Origin of the sequence: Paenibacillus sp. UNC217MF, assembly GCF_000686865.1 — a bacterium.
Lineage (GTDB): Bacteria > Bacillota > Bacilli > Paenibacillales > Paenibacillaceae > Paenibacillus_B > Paenibacillus_B suaedae.
Window position 1 is genome coordinate 83,620 of record NZ_KK366031.1, and the last position, 16,687, is coordinate 100,306.

Consider the following 16,687-nt stretch of genomic DNA (forward strand, 5'->3'; position numbering starts at 1 on the left):
CTGTTCACCACTTTCTTAGGTCACGGTCCGTCCGATGTGCCAGCAACTGGTATCAGTATACCATATTGTACTATAACAATGTTGTCATATTGAATGGTGTCGTGCCAATCAATCTTACACCTCGTTAATTTTCGTGAAACTAACTGTGCACCGTATGTTGGATTTCGCAAATCGCTCCGGCCATTCTTCCCCTTTATAAGCGGGATACCCGATTTTATTGCGCACATGCATGCCTACTCCGAGGCAATCTGTCCGATTCTCCTGCAGAAAGTGAATGACTTGCTCATACTTGCGCTGAAGCTCTTTGGCAATGTTTGTTGAAGTGCCGACTTTATTGTTGCCGAGCTCGTTCAATGAAGAGGTGGTGGCTCCTTTAATGGTAAGCACGATTTCCACCTCCGGATGGGGATCTGTTCGAAGGACTCGAATTTCCCTTCTGACTTGAGCGTTCTCAATAATAAGCGGCTGGGTGGTGTTAAGATGCTTCTCAGCGATATACAGTGGGGCAGTCATCCGGTTATGACGCATAGTAAGCATGAAGTTGACATCCTCCTCAGGTATGGTAGCTACCCAATTTCCATTACGGAATAATGCCATTCCATGAATAGATACATTATTATTATCAAACCTCGCAATCGAACAGATAGGCTCAATTCCGTCATCCAGATCATCTCGGATAAAGTTGAAGAGCGAGGACAAGGTTAAATTTTTGTTTTTGTGAAGCTTCATCAGCAATTGATATAGTGGCAGGTTCAGCTCTTCCTTCGGTGCTTGGAGGATAGAGTTCGCCTTGCCCCGTACCATGAGCAGGTTAGAAGTGAGCGGGAACTTCGAATCATAGACGAGATGTCGAATGGCATTCACCGTTTGTTTCCCGACCTCTTCGCCGAATAAGATGTTGCGTAATTGTCCAACCACGAGCTGAGATTGCGTCAATAAATTGAAATGATTCATCGCTCCTTGGAAGTCCGGTGCTTCCAAAATCGAGTTCCATATGATTGACTTTTTTCCATTGGCTTCTTGAGGAAAGCTGATGCCATATTCGTAGGGCTGTTTCGTTCCGGTGTCGACGGTAATCGTCTGAATGAAACCAGCCTCATTGACAATAATCTTCTGCTGGCATCCGGTTGTTGCAATCCAGGTACTCAAAATGATCCCAGTCAAGACAAGCTTTCTAGTGGGTATAATCTTCATGTGATAACCTCCAGTTCACGGCTGCGGGCAGGCGGATTCGTGCATGGACGTATCTTCGTGCTGCATGGCAGAGCGCGTCTTATCATTCCGGACTGGTAGTATCCAATACAGCATAATGAGGGTGAAAATAAGAATCCAGTCTCCGTAAGCGATGATCTCGTTAACAATGTTGAACTGTTCAACTGAAACGGGAGCAAGCAGAAGCAGCGCACACAACAGTCCTAAAAGAAGGAATACTGGCCGTTTGCATTCCTGCAACTGATATTGCATGATGGCTCGCGAGGCGCTCCATATGTACATCGCGGCAGAGACAACAGCTGAGAACATCATGAAAATAAATAGCAAGTCGGTAATGTTCTCTAATGCTGTCAATCGGGAGCCGCCGTATAGTCGAAGCACCGGATATCGCATTGTACTGGATTGATGCAGCGGAAGCATGCCCTGGACTAGCAAGCAGTACATGAGATAGTAGGCAGCTACGAATCCATTGAATAGGAGCACGGATCGGAACCATTTCGTCCTGTTATCCAGCAGCGGAGCCATCATCATTAATAGCTCAAACCCGAAGAACGAACTCATGATTTCTCCGATGCCTTTTGCTGTTGGCTGGGCTTGATAAAAGATAAATGGTGTAAGTCTTGCAATCTGGAAATCGGTGAACTGCAACAGCTCCAATCCGATAGACCAGCATGTCAGCGCCAGAAAAATAATAGAAGCTTTGGACATCGTATAAGGGCCGAGCCATGCACAATATAACGCCGTCCCCAATACGATTAAGCTCAGTGTATTAATGCTCACAGAAGTATCGTTCGTATATTGAAATACAAGGGTGTAGGAGTGAATCACAATATACACGATACTAATGAACTGGATGCCAATAAAGGTGAGAAGAGGGATAGCCACATACTTAGGCAGCTGCTCCGTTATGAGCTGAGGGATGGATCGAAATTCTTGTCTTCGCATCCCATAGTACATCACGATAATGTGAAGCAGAGACAGTAAGTAAAAAACCGGAATCATAATCCAGCTGTTCGTTCCAAATTGCTGTGCCATAAGGTTAGGCAATTGAAAAAACATAACCCCGCGCTGTGCCATATAGATGAGAATACCTACTCCCCAGGCTTTGCATGTTGGTGACAAGACTGCACCTCCGATTTCATCTCATGTTTACTTCCGTCACCCGCCACAACATCAGTTGCTGGGTGCGCCACAGATTGCGGCATTAGGGATCGGGTCAAGAACATATAAAAGGGCACTCCATTTAAGTAGATATACTCCCGATTGATACTGCGCAGATGGCATAGGTGCACAATGAAGACGATGAAGAACACCATCAGCCCGAAGTAGCCAAGGAAGCCGGCTAACAGAATCGCAACAAAGCGCAGCAGGCGCAGTGAGGTCTCCATGGTATAATTCGGCACGATGAAGGAGGACAACGCTCCGGCCGCAACAGAGACGATAAGTACATTCCCGGCTAGTCCAGCTTGAACAACGGCTTGTCCAATAACGAGACCGCCTACGATACCGATAGTCTGTCCAATCTTCGTCGGCAGCCGCACTCCTGCTTCTCGAAGCAGCTCGATGACAAATTCCATCAGCAGCGCCTCAATCATCGGGTCAAAGGGAACAGACGAGCGTGAACTAACAATGGTCTTCAGCAACGTAGCCGGAATGAATTGATAGTGATAGGTTGTAACCGCCACATAAAAAGCACTAAACATAATAGAAAGCATGAAGGCAGCTAAACGCAGAAAGCGGATAAATACGCTAAAATGCCATCTCTCATATGCATCCCCTGTTGATGCGAAAAATTCCAAGAAACGTGCAGGAGCCGCCATCACGGAAGGGCTGTTATCCGTAATTAGCGCGATTTTGCCAAGCGAGAGACAACTAGCAATTGCATCAGGCCGTTCTGTATCGTACCACTGTGGGAAAAATGAGTACGGCGAATTCTCCAAATGTTTAGCAACTGTATTTCCATCCATCACTTCATCCATTTGAAGGAACTGCAGTCGGCGATTGATTTCTTCAAGTGCAGACTTATCCACTTTCCCTTCCAAGTAAACCAGGTAAACGTATTGAGTACATTTGTGTCCGATGTCTATTTGCTTCACTTTGAGGTGAGTTGTGCGCAAACGCTGGCGCAAGAGAGCGATGTTGGTGCACGCATCTTCGATGAAGGCGTCGTGTGGGCCCGTGATTAAGGTTTCTCGCTCTGTAACGCCAACGGGTCTAGTCGGGGCGCCTCCAGAGGCAACGGTATACAGTTTTGAACGGTATACCGCACCAATCTGACCTTCCAATACGGAAGTGATGAAGCAGCGTTCGCTTGCTGCTGGGCTAGGCTCATTGACGGCTTGCCATGTGGACAACATTCGCATAATGCTCACATCCGTTGGATTATCCTCGAAGAAAGAGGTCACAATTTGTTGAAATTGCCTTCCATCAAGTAGGCGATCAAAGTAATATAGCGTTACTTCTCCGTCACCATAAGAACGCACGGTTAAGTCATCGCAATCATGAAATGCGTCATTGAGCTGCTGAAGCCAGTCCATAAGTGCTGTCCCTCCTATGTGTCCCTAATCCATGAGCATATGATGTGCAACATTATAAATTTTATGAGGATAAGGTTGTCTCGAATGTGTCCATGTTCAAATTTGAATACGCAGAATGAATGCAGAGAAGTGGTGGAATATCGGCAAAGGAGGGGCATGTATGATAAAATGTCAAAGTCTGTTCATTTCCGGACGTCGATTGTCAACAGATTGTCATAGCTTCGAGAGATGGTCTGGTTGTGGTCGTTCTGGAAAACGGGCATAATGGAAGCGTCAGGTTGTAACAATTTGCACAATACCGTTCGTTCGGAGGGTATCTATGACTTATAATGATCGTTTTATCCGCGCATGCCGCAAACAATCCGTAGATCGCTTGCCAGTATGGTATATGCGCCAGGCGGGTCGCTATGATCCGGAGTATCGCAAGATTAAGGAGAAGTACAGCTTACTTGAAATATGCCGCCAGCCAGACTTGGCTGCGGAAGTAACGATGATGCCAGTGAAGAAGCTTGGTGTCGATGCTGCTATCCTCTACTCAGACATCATGAATCCAGTCGCATCGATGGGTATTGATTTCGATATTGTAGCGCAGGTTGGTCCAGTTATTCATAATCCGATCCGCACTGCTAAGGATGTTGAGCGCTTGAAGCCAGTTGATCCAGAAGGAGATCTTGGGCATATTCTCGAGACAATTCGGATACTGGACGCGGAGCTGAACGTACCGTTGATTACATTTACGGGAGCACCGTTCACGATTGCGAGCTATCTCATTGAGGGACGGCCATCGAAGTCCTATATTCGGACGAAGACGATGATGTATGAAGCGCCGGAAGTATGGTTCGCTCTTATGGACAAGCTGGGCGATATGGTTATTCGCTATATTCGTGCTCAGATTGCGAATGGGGGCAAGGCATTCCAGTTATTTGACAGCTGGGTGGGCTCCTTGTCGCCACGTGATTACGTGAGATATGTCCTCCCTGTTATGGAACGGATATATTCTGAATTATCTGATTTGGGTGTGCCAAGCATCTACTTCCCAGGCGTTAGCTCAGGTGAGCTGCTGCCGTATTTGCATGAGCTGAAGGCTGATGTGATCGGACTGGATTGGCGTGTGTCGATTGCAGAAGGTCGCAAGCGCTTGGCTGGCAAATATGCGGTGCAAGGCAATCTTGATCCTTATCTGCTGACCGGTCCGATGGACATTATTCAACGTGAAGCGGCTCATATTATAGACGAAGGCGTGAAGGAGCCAGGTTATATATTCAACCTTGGACACGGACTATTCCCAGAGGCATCGCTAGACAAGTTGAAGCAATTAACGGAATTTGTTCACTCGTACTCGGCTGAAGCCATTGCTTCTCGTAAATAGAACATGGCAGTAAATCACGATGGAGGTGGCGCATGAGTAAGAGAAGAGTAGGCGTCCTCGTCATGTCTTACGGGACACCACGCAGCATGGAAGAAATCGAACCCTATTACACGCACATCCGGAGAGGAAATCCGCCTTCTGCCGAGCAGCTTGCTGAACTACAAGAGCGCTATGAAGCAATTGTAGGCGGTGTATTTCCACTTCGTGAGCATACGGATCGCCAAGTCGCTGGCTTGCAGCTTGCTTTGGATCGACTCACGGAAAATACAAATGTACAGTATATGTGCTATCAAGGGTTGAAGCATGTTCATCCTTATATAGAAGACGGCGTAGCAGCAATGGCGCACGATGGTATTACGGAGGCCGTCAGTATTGTACTGGCTCCGCATTACTCCGTGATGAGTGTCGGCAGCTACAATAAACGTGCTCAGGAAGAGGCGGAGAAGCACGGTATCCGGATGAAATGTGTGAATAGCTATCATCTGCATCCGGAACTTATTGATGCGCTTGCGAAGCGAGTGAATGAGCAGCTGGATGCATTCGTACAAGAAGGAGTGGATCGTGGAGCGGTTGAGGTGCTGTTCAGTGCCCACAGCTTGCCGGCACGAATACTGGAGATGAACGATCCATATCCAGATGAATTGAATGCAACAGCTGCAGCTATAGCCAAGCAGTGTGGGTTGAAGGATAGCCAATGGCGCTTTACATGGCAAAGTGCAGGCCAGACTGCAACACCATGGCTTGGCCCAGATATATTAGACACGCTGTCCACTGTTGCGGACGAGGGAACCAAGTGGGTGCTGTCCGCACCGATCGGATTCGTATCCGATCATTTGGAAGTCCTGTATGATTTGGACATTGAAGCACTTCAGAATGCACAGAACTTGCAGCTTGGCTTCAAGCGCATTCGCATGTTGAACGACGATCCACAATTCATGTCGGTATTGGCCGACACGATTATGAAATTGGATCAATAGGGAGCTAGAGAAAGAAGGGGCGTAACATGAACTGTTCGCGGGATCTGGTCATCATCGGCGGGGGAATAACGGGGTTGTCCGCTGCCTACTACGCGGCAAAGAAGGCGGAAGAGAACGGACGAACTCTGAATATAACTATCATTGAGCAAGCAACACGACTTGGAGGCAAGATCGAGACCTTGCGCAAGGATGGATGTGTTATCGAGAAGGGCCCGGATTCCTTTCTCGCCCGTAAGATGCCGATGATCGATTTAGCACGCGATCTCGGACTGGAGACGGAGCTTGTAGCTACGAATCCACATGCCAAGAAGACATACATTGTAAGGCGGGGGGTTATGCATCGCATGCCGCCAGGCCTTATTCTTGGAATTCCTACTGAGCTTACTCCATTCGCGAAGACAGGCCTTATTTCTGTCATGGGCAAACTGCGAGCGTTGATGGATTTGTTCAAGAAGCCGCGTATGTCGACTGAGGATGAGTCGCTAGGCTCATTCTTGGAGCGGCGATTAGGTCATGAAGTGATGGAGCACATTGCAGAGCCGCTGCTTGCCGGTATTTATGCAGGTGATATGAGCAAGTTGAGCTTGCAGCAGACGTTCCCGCAATTTGCTGAAGTGGAGCGGAAGTATGGTAGTCTTATCAAGGGAATGATGGCAAGCCGGAAGGCTGGACAGAATCTCCCTGGATTGCCGGATGTGGCAAGAGGCTCCACCTTCTTAACGTTCCGCAGCGGACTAACCTCACTTGTTGAGCGCTTGGAGGATGTCCTGCGAGAATTGAAGGTGAATGTTCAATTGGGCGTGAGTGCTGACCGATTCGAGAAGATGGAAGATGGCCGCTATCGCATCCATCTCCATGATGGGAGCCAGATAGAGACGTCCTCAATCGTGGTCACAACACCATCGTACCATGCTTCGACCTTCTTAGAGGGACATGTGGATACATCTGCACTACGGGCGATTGAACATGTATCGGTTGCCAATGTTGTCAGTGTATTCGAACGCAGTGTGGTAAACAAGCCGATGGATGGAACTGGCTTCCTCATCTCGCGCAAAGAGAAGCGAGCCATAACGGCTTGCACGTGGACATCGATCAAGTGGCCCCATACTTCAAGAGGGGATAAGCTTATCGTTCGCTGCTACATTGGGCGAGCGGGAGATGAGGAGCGTGTCGACTGGCCGGATGAAGCGCTGAAGCGCACGGTTCGCAATGAATTGCGAGACCTTATGGGAATTACATCCGAGCCGGAGTTCGTAGAGGTTACGAGACTGAAGCACTCGATGCCGCAATATCCGGTAGGACATGTGCAGGCGATTCAGAAGCTGCGCGCGTCAGTTGGCACTCAATTGCCAGGTGTATTTCTTGCGGGTCAACCCTATGAAGGGGTTGGAATGCCAGACTGTATTCACAGTGGGCGAATGGCGGGTGAACAGTCCGTTGCAATCTTAGCTGAGACTGCTTCAGAGAACGGCATGCCGACAGCATGTGCGAGCAGCATGGCCTGAACGTTTGCAGAAGCTTGCAGTTCCTGACATACTGCCATGATAAAATGAGTGCGATATCGTACGTATATAAATAGATCGTGATAATTAGGAGGTCGTGTATGAACACGGCCTCTTTTTTGTATTGTTCATGCGGTGCAAATTGGTGCAAAAAGATAGATGTTTGCCCATGAGACTGACTAACATCTGCTGGAACTAGAACTAGAACTGGAACTGGAACTGGTTGGACTTAGATTGTAGTTCATTCGTTCTTCGTTTGGGTATAGGCAGAGTAGAGGGAGTTGAAAATGCTTCTTTGCCGAGGCTATCGTACCCTTGTTATAATAGAATTAGCATGTATTGGATCTAACCATACAAAAAATGAAGATACGAAGGAGGGCTTATGGAGCTATCAAGAACGGAACGTCACAAGCAGCAGCGAGAGCAGCGCCAGAACAGGAAGCGGAAAGCTGTATGGGGATACAGTGTTCTAGGTATCATCATCATTGCAGCGGCGCTGTTTGCATTGCAGGGGAAGTTGTTCGATTTGGGTGGAACGGAAGCACAGGATGGAATAACAGCTCCTGTCGGAGATAAGTCAGGGACAGACGGACAAGATCAGACCGCAGAAGGTGCGGATGACTCGAAGGATCCTAAGGATGCCAATGCGGATGATTCAACAGCAGTGCCGGATGATAAGAAGGAGCCGACAGTTCGTCTAGCCTTCGTAGGTGACATGATGATGTCAGGTCGCGTTGAGGATGTTGTGAAGGATAAAGGGTATGACTTCCCTTATTATTATGCGAAGTCACTGCTGCAGGATGCGGATCTTGCGATTGGAAATTTGGAGACACCGCTCACGACTGGTGGTTCTCCAGCAGACAACAAACTGTTTGTATACAAATCGTCTCCGAAGATGGCACAGGCAATGGCTGAGGCGGGAATCGATATTGTCAATTTGGCCAATAATCATTCGATGGATCAAGGTGAAGAAGGGCTGCTTGATACATTTAAAGCATTAAAATCTGCTAACATTGCTTACATAGGAGCTGGAAGCAATTCCAAAGAAGCCTATACGCCGCATATTGTAGAGCGCAATGGCATTAAATTGGCATTCTTGGGACTTAGTCGAGTCATTCCGGACGACACCTGGTATGCGTGGAAGAACAAGCCTGGAGTAGCAACAACCTATGAAGGGACGAAGGAGCGGGCGGCAGAAGCAATCAAGTCCGCCAAGAAGGAAGCGGATATTGTTGTCGTGATTGCACATTGGGGAGAAGAACGGACGGACGAGCCGAATGCGAAGCAGAAGGAGCTGGCGAAGCTGTTCGTGGATTCCGGAGCAGACCTCATCGTTGGCGGCCATCCCCATGTCGTGCAGGGCTTCGAGCAGCAAAAAAACAGCTGGATTGCATACTCAATGGGCAACTTTATTTTTACGCAAGCAGAAAACCCAAAAACCTGGGAAACGATGGCGCTTCAAGCGGAATGCAAGAAGGATGGGAAGTGCGAGCTTAAGATGACCCCGTTCTTTACAAACGTAGGGCAAGCTATCCCACTCGAAGGTGAACGAGGGCAGAAGCTAATGAAGCGGGTGCAGGAAATATCCCCGGGCGTCCAGATCGATCAGGGCGGGAACATTCGGAAGAAATCATAGCTTATACTTATCATAATGAATGGCATATGAAGTGGGGGAGAAACGGATGAACATGAATCCAGTAAAGTCGCAATTTACAGGAGAGATAGATCCTTCTAATATTCGTAATGTGTATTGCATTGGCCGTAATTACCGCATGCATGCTGCCGAGCTTGGCAACGAGGTTCCGCAAGAGCCAATGGTATTTATGAAGCCATCTCATGCGGTTCATAGCGTAGCAGAGGGGACACTGCTGCCCCTTCCGCTGCATCTTGGAGCCGTTCACCATGAGTTAGAGCTTGTCCTGCATATCGGAACAACCGTGCAGCCAGGCATGACTGCAGATGAGGCAGTTGATGGCTATGCGCTGGGCATTGATTTTACGCTGCGTGATGTTCAGGATGTGTTGAAACGCAAAGGTCATCCGTGGATGGCGGCGAAGGGGGTGCTGAATTCTGCTCCGATTACACACTTCCTTCCGTATCCAGGAACTGGTGCATTGCTCGATTCGTCATTCAGCCTTCTACGCAATGGAGAAACTGTTCAATCCGGTACAGCACGGGACATGCTGTTCTCTATCGATGTGCTTATCAACCACATTGCCGAGCATTATGGGCTTGGTGCAGGCGACGTCATCTTCACAGGCACACCAGCCGGTGTAGGGCCGATAGAAGAGAATGATGAATTGGTGCTTAAACTTGGCGAAGAATCGGTTGGCAGCTGTCGCATTACAGCCAAGCCTCCTGTTGAGCGGTGATGGTATGGTAGAACGTAAGGAGGGCTACAATGCTCCATCGTTGGATTGAACTTGGGCTTAGCATCAATCCGTGGTTGATCGGATTTATCGGCAGCGCTGCTGTAGCAGGAGCAGCCCTGTGGAAGCGTGCATTAACACGATCCGGGGCTGCTGCAGCTGTGATCATGGGTACGATTTATTATAGCTGCGGTGATCTTGTCTGGTTTGGCTTGCTGCTTACTTTCTTCATATCTTCGACCTTCTGGTCGAAATGGAAGAAACGGAAGAAGGCCCATCTGGATCAGATTTATGAGAAGACAGGCGAGCGTGATGCTGGACAAGTATTCGCAAATGGTGGAATTGGGATGCTGCTATGCATTGTCAATTTCATTTGGCCGAGTCCCTATTGGCTGTGGCTGTTTATTGGGGTAATGGCGAGCGTGAATGCAGATACATGGGCAACCGAGATTGGCAGCCTGAGCCGTCGATTACCACGCTCACTGTTAAGTGGCAAGCAAGTCGAAGCGGGTACATCAGGGGCGATATCACTCCTCGGAACCCTGGCGTCGGTTGCAGGCGCGTTCACGATTGGAATGGCGGCAATGTGCTTGATGATCCTGCAGCATGCAATCATAGGCCAAGAGCCTGTTGAAGGATTGAATTGGACCTATTTCCTGATTATCATAGTCGCAGCATCAATTGGCGGTACTGCAGGCGCATTAGTCGATTCCCTGCTGGGGGCAACTATCCAAGCAGGATATCAATGCAACGCTTGCGGGGCGTCGACTGAGCGGCTTATGCACTGCGGTGCAGCAACCAAGCACATCCGCGGCCTATCCTGGTTAAATAATGATAACGTGAACTTGCTTGCTTCTTGTGCCGGCGGGCTGATGTCTATTGTTGTCATTCTGCTGTTATAGGCGAAAAGAGTTGATCAATTGTCATGCAATTGAAATCGACAACATTCCTGTCTCATGTTATAGTCGAAGCAGAATGTAAGTAACCATGGCAGCAGCGTACAAGGAGGTGAACCGAGTGAGTTATGGACAGGGTGACAAGCTGCAGTTGATTATGGACGCGGCTTATGAACTCTTCGGTTCGAATGGTTTTTATGAAACGAAAATGTCGGATATAGCTGACAAGGCAGGTATTGCCAAAGGAACGCTATATTTATATTTCGAGAGCAAAGAGCAGCTGTTTACCGTAATGATGATGCAAGGCTTTGAGCAATTTCTGCAAGAGTTGGATCAGGGGCTTCTTGAGCGGGACTCCTTGGAGGGAAGTCTAGGTTTCGTTGCCGAGCATCATTTGGAATATTATTATAATCGCAGGGAGTATACGAAGCTGTTCTTCAAGGCGCCAAATAAGGATCCGGAAATGATGGAGGCGCTGTGCAACTTCATGAAGAGTTATGTACAGCGAATCGCAAGCTCGATGGAGGATTTCAATTTGCCAGATCCTCTCCTTCATGCCAAATCATTTATCGGTATGCTCGATATGCTCAAGATGGATATATTATTTAATCCGACCTTCTCTAACCAGGATTTGCGGCAGCGGATTCAGTTCGCATCTGAGTTGTTTGTGAATGGCTGTAAGCAGGGCATACCGCTCTAGCAGCTTCATACCTGATCGCGTGCAAGGGGGGAACCGTAGGTTCTCCTCTTTCGATGATGGGAGAGGAGATAGGCGGATAAATCTGCACTCTATTCTGTTGACAGCTATTTGCAATCTGGATGTGTCTACGGGTTAGGATAAAAGGTTATAAGGGGATGAAGTAAGCTTAGTTCGCTTGCAGCTTCACCTTCGTTATAGATGGCTGATGCTTGATTGGAGGAACGGAATTCATGCATGTAATGACGATTGAACAGCTAGGTAAAAGTTATGGGGACAAAACCTTATTTAAAGACGTATCATTCGGAATCGAAGAAGGGGATCGATTCGGAATTGTTGGGGTGAATGGGACGGGGAAATCTACATTCCTTCGTACGATTATGGGATTAGAGCCCGTTGAGGAAGGCAAGATCATGGTTGGCAGCCGCGTTCGGGTTCAATTTGTGCCGCAGGAGCCGGAATTTGATCCTAATGCAACTGTATTGGATCAGGTAATGGGTGGGGATGCCCCAGAAATGGTCGCAATCCGGACGTATACCGCGTGCTTGGAAGCAGCATCTTCCCAACCGAATGATGAGCAAGTACAGCATCGCTTGGTACGCGCGAGTGATGACATGGATCGCCTCCAGGCTTGGCAGCTTGAGAGCGATGCGAAGACGATCCTGTCCCGTCTGGGGATTCAGCGCTTCGATGCCCGAATGGGCGATCTCTCAGGTGGCCAGCGTAAGCGTGTGGCGCTTGCGTCAGCACTTATTCATCCTTCGGATCTTCTGCTGCTGGACGAACCTACGAACCATATTGATAATGAGACCGTAGCGTGGTTGGAAGCATTGCTTCAGAAGCGAAGCGGTGCATTGATTATGATTACGCATGATCGCTATTTCCTCGATCGCGTCGCGAATCGCATGATTGAATTAGATCAAGGACGCGCGTATTTCTATGAAGCGAACTATACGCGTTTCCTAGAGTTGAAGGCAGATCGTGAGGCGCGTGAAGCAGCCTCGGAGGATAAGCGTCAGAATTTGCTCCGTAATGAGTTGGCATGGATTCGGCGCGGGGCACAGGCTCGGTCGACGAAGCAGAAGGCGCGTATTCAGCGCTTCGAGGAATTACAGGCCGATAACCCAGCAGCGAAGAACGGTCAAGTGGAGATATCTGCGATGTCTGCACGGCTAGGGAAGAAGATCATGGAGATTGAGTCTCTGGGGTGTTCGATTGATGGACGGGAGCTGTTCAAGGATCTCAGCTACATCGCAGTTCCAGGGGATCGCATTGGTATCATAGGGCCAAATGGAAGCGGCAAGTCGACATTGCTTCGTGTCATTGCAGGCAAGCGCGAACCGCAGCAAGGGACAATTGTGCTCGGTCCTACGGTTCGGATTGGATTCTTCACACAAGAACATGAAGAGATGGATGAATCCCTTCGTGTCATCGAATATATACGTGAGGGAGCAGAGACCGTGCAAACCGCCGAGGGGTATACCGTAACGGCTGCACAAATGCTCGAACGGTTCATGTTCAGCCCTACGATGCAATGGACATTGATTGGCAAGCTGTCCGGTGGTGAGAAGCGACGCCTTCAACTGCTTCGTATCTTGATGGAAGCGCCGAATGTGCTGCTCCTTGACGAGCCTACGAATGACTTGGATGTACAGACACTTGCTGTGCTTGAACAGTATTTGGATGACTTCCCTGGCGTTGTTATTACGGTATCTCATGATCGTTACTTCTTAGATCGAGTGGCAGAACGTATTTGGTCGTTTGAGAACGGTCGTGTCTCCCAGCATGTTGGCAATTACTCCGAATATATGGAATGGAGAGCTAAGCATGCACAGGCGGCGAATACAGAAGGCGGCACGCCAACAGTGAAGACAGCAATTGCTGCAGATCCTGCGGGCCGATCAGAGCGCAAGCCTAAGCTCAAGATGTCATACAAGGAAGAGCGGGAGTATGAACAGATTGAGGAACGAATCATGGAAGCGGAAAGCAATATTGAACGTATCCAGCAAGATATGGAACAAGCGTTCAATGATTCAGTACGCTTGCAGGAGCTGATGAAGGAAGATGCGGAGGCTCAGAAGCTCTTGGAGCATTTGATGGAGAGATGGACTTATTTAAGCGAGCTAGCGGAGCAAATCGAGGCTGAGAAGTCGAAATAATGCTGCTGGTTCGAGTGAATGTGAATATACCTTAGTTCATCGATGATTATAGCGATCGAAACAACTACGATGGAATATCAGCGGAGTGAGGGAAGCGTTCGTATGAGGGGGAAGTATGAACCAGCACCACATGATATAGTGATATATCCTAGCAAGCGCAAGTTAGTCGCCATGTTCCTATGTTCCATAGTGTTTATTGCGATTGGAATGGTCATGCTCATGCAAGATCAAGGTGGAGTCGTGCTTCTAGGGGGAGTAAGTGTCGTATTTTTCGGTATGTGCGGTGTATATTGCGCATACCGCATGTTAGTCCCTAAGCCAGCTGTCATCCTGACAGCGGATGCCTTCTATGATCAAGCCTCGCTTGGGGCAGCAGGGAGAGTATTGTGGTTCAGAGGTAGAAGAAATTAAAGTGTACGATATGATGGGCCAATCCTTCCTGGGAGTGAAGATGGCCAATCCGGAAGAATTCCTTGCTCGGTGTCCAGGCTGGAAACGTTCGCTCATGTCAGCGAACCGAGCATTCGTTGATACGCAGATCAACATCCCAAAGGTTGGCATTCGAGGCTCGCTGGAGCAAATGGCTCAAGAGATGCTCGTACGCTGGGATCGTGCCAAGTCGCAACAAACTTAGGCGAATAAGAGAAGAGCAGGTAACCTCAGTGGGTAGTCCCCATGTGAGGTTCCTGCTCTTTTTTTCGTACGGCAAACCGTTCAACAATTCTGCCGATCAATCGCAATTCATACTGTTATTCATCTTCGCCAATCTTGACGATGGCTCTCCCAGATGATTGGCCCTGGAGCAACTGGTTGAGATAACCAGGGACATCAGTCAGCTGCAATTCATGAATCCAGTTCGGGGTATGGGTGAATGACTTCCACTCCGCCGCGATTCGTGACCAGAGGCGGACACGATCTGTACTCGGTACGAATACAGAATCGATGCCATATAAGGCGGTCCCTCTCAGAATAAATGGGAAGACAGAAGCCGGCAAAGTTCCACCAGCCGTCATTCCTGTTGCGGCCACAGCCCCGCCGTAATGGAGGGACGCTAGGACAGAGGCAAGAATCGCGCCGCCACAGACGTCGATCGCTCCTGCCCAGCGCTGCTTATCGAGAGCCCGAGGCCGCTCTGGAAGAAGTTCCTCACGTGCAACAATCTGCTTGGCACCAAGAGAACGAAGTAACTCTTCATACTGGGCTTTACCTGTAGAAGCGGCAACCTCATATCCGAGCTGTGCCAGCATAGAGACTGCGATGGAGCCGACTCCGCCTGTTGCACCAGTAACAAGGATAGGGCCTTTATCAGTTGTAATACCATGGCGTTCTATCCGTTCGACAGCGAGAGCAGCAGTGAGACCCGCTGTGCCGAATATCATTGCTTCCCTTAGGCTGAGCGAATCGGGGAGTGGAACGATCCAATCGCCTGGTACGCGCACAATCTCACTGAGACCGCCCGTATGGGTTACGCCTAGCCCATATCCCGTTACCAGTACACGCTGTCCTGCCGAATATCGTTCATCCTCTGATTCAATGATGACCCCAGATACATCAATTCCGGGGATGAAGGGGTATGATTTTACGATATTTCCTGTTGGTGAGCAGGCAAGCGCGTCTTTGTAGTTCAATCCAGAATACGCGGTACGAATCGTTACGGTTCCCGCTGACAATTGCTCGGGGGTACATTTTTGAACACTTACATCCAGCGTCCCATCCGTTTGCTGGTTAATCCATAACGCTGCAAATTGCTGTTTCATCTTACCTTCGAACCTCCCTTTCATTCCATGCTGCTTATATGTAATTAGGTAGAAGACAGGCTGATATCACTCGCTTCAGAGTTGGCATTTAGACAGCATTAATTATAAGGGATCAGGTTCTTATTCCTCTGTGATGTATGCAGCAATCAAGCGTGCTGTATTGATTACTGCCCGCTGATGAGTGCGTTCCATCGCATGTGAGGCATGAACGCCTGGCCCAATTAAGGCAGCACGGATGTTGTTGCCACCGCGAAGCGCAGCTGAAGCATCGGAACCATAGTGAGGGTAAATATCAACTGCATGCTCGATTCCCTCTCGTTCTGCCAGAGCAATAAGAGTGCCCGTCATCATATAGTCGTAAGGCCCGGATGAATCTTTCGCACAGATGGACACGTCCGTCTCCTTGCAAGACAGATCATCGCCCATAGCTCCCATATCAACAGCAAGCATCTCCGTTATTTCCTGGGGAATGTAGGATGCGCCATGTCCGATTTCTTCGTAATTCGTAATGAAAATGACAATATCGTGCTTTGGCTGCCATGCGTGGCGCTTCATGCTCTCCAGCAATCCGAATAAGGCAGCTACACTAGCTTTGTCATCCAGATGGCGCGACTTAATAAATCCATTTGGCAAGTGTACAGGACGTGCGTCAAATGAAACGTAATCACCTGTGCGAATGCCAAGTTCCTCGGTATCTTTCTTGGTATGTACAAGCTCATCGATGCGCACAATCATGTTCTTCTCTTCACGTGCGTATTCGCGTGCGTCGCTGTATACATGCACAGAAGGGTGGTTCGTCATAATTGTACCTGTGTATGTACGACCGTCACGAGTATGTATGTGGCAATATTCATTCTCCATGGAACTAGACATATATCCGCCTAGGGAAGTTAAGCGAAGTGTGCCATCAGCATGGATGGATCGTACCATAGCACCCAGCGTGTCGACATGGGCAGACAATCCGATGACTTTGTTCGAATCGTGCTTCTCTCCTGCTACCTTAATGACGCCACAGCCTTTTTGAGTCTGCTCGAATGCGTATCCGAGTTGTTCCGCTTCACGGCCAATGCGGGCCATAATATGGTGGGTATAGCCTGTTGGACTCGGTGTATTAAGCAATTCGAGCAGGAAGGAAGTTACGTATTTTTCGTCAATTATCGCTTGGAAGGGTTGTGATGAAATAGTTGAATGATCGGGTGCAGTCATGACTGT

15 protein-coding genes are annotated in these 16,687 nt (G+C 48.8%); 10 read left to right on the plus strand and 5 right to left on the minus strand.

All coding sequences use genetic code 11. The annotated features are described in order from the left end of the window. Positions 1-114: 114 nt before the first annotated feature. From BP95_RS0128770 to BP95_RS31635, 3 genes are read right to left on the minus strand one after another with little or no spacing between them, the layout of a single operon-like run. On the minus strand, positions 115-1,194 hold the full coding sequence (locus BP95_RS0128770) for a Ger(x)C family spore germination protein (protein ID WP_028533845.1): 1,080 nt from the start codon (positions 1,192-1,194) through the stop codon (positions 115-117). A gap of 15 nt (positions 1,195-1,209) precedes the next feature. Beyond that, complete coding sequence (locus BP95_RS0128775; protein WP_028533846.1) at positions 1,210-2,334, minus strand: GerAB/ArcD/ProY family transporter; 1,125 nt, start codon at positions 2,332-2,334, stop codon at positions 1,210-1,212. Continuing rightward, positions 2,304-3,749, minus strand: a complete 1,446-nt coding sequence (locus BP95_RS31635) for a spore germination protein (RefSeq protein ID WP_021253266.1) — start codon at positions 3,747-3,749, stop codon at positions 2,304-2,306. The genes BP95_RS0128775 and BP95_RS31635 overlap by 31 nt, the downstream gene beginning before the upstream one ends. Before the next feature lie 319 nt (positions 3,750-4,068). On the opposite strand from BP95_RS31635, the gene hemE reads away from it, so the two are divergent. From hemE to BP95_RS0128830, 10 genes are all read left to right on the plus strand, one after another. Further along, positions 4,069-5,118 carry a uroporphyrinogen decarboxylase gene (hemE, locus tag BP95_RS0128785; protein ID WP_021253265.1) on the plus strand — a complete coding sequence of 350 codons (1,050 nt, stop codon included), beginning with the start codon at positions 4,069-4,071 and terminating at the stop codon, positions 5,116-5,118. A 32-nt stretch (positions 5,119-5,150) separates the two neighbouring features. Continuing rightward, positions 5,151-6,095 carry a ferrochelatase gene (hemH, locus tag BP95_RS0128790; protein ID WP_021253264.1) on the plus strand — a complete coding sequence of 315 codons (945 nt, stop codon included), beginning with the start codon at positions 5,151-5,153 and terminating at the stop codon, positions 6,093-6,095. 26 nt (positions 6,096-6,121) lie between these two features. After that, a complete protein-coding gene (gene hemG / locus BP95_RS31640; protein WP_021253263.1) occupies positions 6,122-7,600 on the plus strand; it encodes a protoporphyrinogen oxidase in 1,479 nt (492 codons plus the stop codon). Positions 7,601-7,979: 379 nt separating this feature from the next. Further along, on the plus strand, positions 7,980-9,233 hold the full coding sequence (locus tag BP95_RS0128800; protein WP_028533847.1) for a CapA family protein: 1,254 nt from the start codon (positions 7,980-7,982) through the stop codon (positions 9,231-9,233). Between the two features lie 46 nt (positions 9,234-9,279). Beyond that, positions 9,280-9,969 (plus strand): fumarylacetoacetate hydrolase family protein, encoded by a 690-nt coding sequence (locus BP95_RS0128805; protein WP_331281232.1) that lies wholly within the window; start codon positions 9,280-9,282, stop codon positions 9,967-9,969. A gap of 29 nt (positions 9,970-9,998) precedes the next feature. Next, a complete protein-coding gene (locus tag BP95_RS0128810; RefSeq protein ID WP_028533849.1) occupies positions 9,999-10,868 on the plus strand; it encodes a DUF92 domain-containing protein in 870 nt (289 codons plus the stop codon). Positions 10,869-10,983: 115 nt separating this feature from the next. Further along, positions 10,984-11,562 carry a TetR/AcrR family transcriptional regulator gene (locus BP95_RS0128815; protein ID WP_028533850.1) on the plus strand — a complete coding sequence of 193 codons (579 nt, stop codon included), beginning with the start codon at positions 10,984-10,986 and terminating at the stop codon, positions 11,560-11,562. Positions 11,563-11,792: 230 nt separating this feature from the next. Further along, on the plus strand, positions 11,793-13,718 hold the full coding sequence (locus tag BP95_RS0128820) for an ABC-F family ATP-binding cassette domain-containing protein (protein ID WP_028533851.1): 1,926 nt from the start codon (positions 11,793-11,795) through the stop codon (positions 13,716-13,718). Between the two features lie 207 nt (positions 13,719-13,925). After that, on the plus strand, positions 13,926-14,129 hold the full coding sequence (locus BP95_RS34705) for a hypothetical protein (RefSeq protein ID WP_368087126.1): 204 nt from the start codon (positions 13,926-13,928) through the stop codon (positions 14,127-14,129). Further along, positions 14,068-14,352 (plus strand): STM3941 family protein, encoded by a 285-nt coding sequence (locus BP95_RS0128830; protein WP_139170670.1) that lies wholly within the window; start codon positions 14,068-14,070, stop codon positions 14,350-14,352. Before BP95_RS34705 ends, BP95_RS0128830 begins: the two co-directional genes overlap by 62 nt. 115 nt (positions 14,353-14,467) lie before the next feature. Here BP95_RS0128830 and BP95_RS0128835 read toward each other — a convergent pair whose 3' ends face one another. Together BP95_RS0128835 and BP95_RS0128840 are read right to left on the minus strand one after the other, a co-directional pair. Continuing rightward, on the minus strand, positions 14,468-15,475 hold the full coding sequence (locus tag BP95_RS0128835) for an oxidoreductase (RefSeq protein WP_021253255.1): 1,008 nt from the start codon (positions 15,473-15,475) through the stop codon (positions 14,468-14,470). A gap of 120 nt (positions 15,476-15,595) precedes the next feature. Further along, complete coding sequence (locus BP95_RS0128840; protein WP_021253254.1) at positions 15,596-16,681, minus strand: M42 family metallopeptidase; 1,086 nt, start codon at positions 16,679-16,681, stop codon at positions 15,596-15,598. Between the last annotated feature and the right edge of the window lie 6 nt (positions 16,682-16,687).

Bases quoted from the DNA above. Each gene is read 5' to 3' on its own strand.
- BP95_RS0128830 (WP_139170670.1), top strand. From the start codon at position 14,068: ATGATCAAGCCTCGCTTGGGGCAGCAGGGAGAGTATTGTGGTTCAGAG.
- hemH (WP_021253264.1), top strand. From the start codon at position 5,151: ATGAGTAAGAGAAGAGTAGGCGTCCTCGTCATGTCTTACGGGACACCA.
- BP95_RS0128805 (WP_331281232.1), top strand. From the start codon at position 9,280: ATGAACATGAATCCAGTAAAGTCGCAATTTACAGGAGAGATAGATCCT.
- BP95_RS0128800 (WP_028533847.1), top strand. From the start codon at position 7,980: ATGGAGCTATCAAGAACGGAACGTCACAAGCAGCAGCGAGAGCAGCGC.
- BP95_RS0128820 (WP_028533851.1), top strand. From the start codon at position 11,793: ATGCATGTAATGACGATTGAACAGCTAGGTAAAAGTTATGGGGACAAA.
- hemG (WP_021253263.1), top strand. From the start codon at position 6,122: ATGAACTGTTCGCGGGATCTGGTCATCATCGGCGGGGGAATAACGGGG.
- BP95_RS0128770 (WP_028533845.1), bottom strand. From the start codon at position 1,194: ATGAAGATTATACCCACTAGAAAGCTTGTCTTGACTGGGATCATTTTG.
- BP95_RS0128810 (WP_028533849.1), top strand. From the start codon at position 9,999: ATGCTCCATCGTTGGATTGAACTTGGGCTTAGCATCAATCCGTGGTTG.
- BP95_RS31635 (WP_021253266.1), bottom strand. From the start codon at position 3,749: ATGGACTGGCTTCAGCAGCTCAATGACGCATTTCATGATTGCGATGAC.
- hemE (WP_021253265.1), top strand. From the start codon at position 4,069: ATGACTTATAATGATCGTTTTATCCGCGCATGCCGCAAACAATCCGTA.
- BP95_RS34705 (WP_368087126.1), top strand. From the start codon at position 13,926: ATGGTCATGCTCATGCAAGATCAAGGTGGAGTCGTGCTTCTAGGGGGA.
- BP95_RS0128840 (WP_021253254.1), bottom strand. From the start codon at position 16,681: ATGACTGCACCCGATCATTCAACTATTTCATCACAACCCTTCCAAGCG.
- BP95_RS0128835 (WP_021253255.1), bottom strand. From the start codon at position 15,475: ATGAAACAGCAATTTGCAGCGTTATGGATTAACCAGCAAACGGATGGG.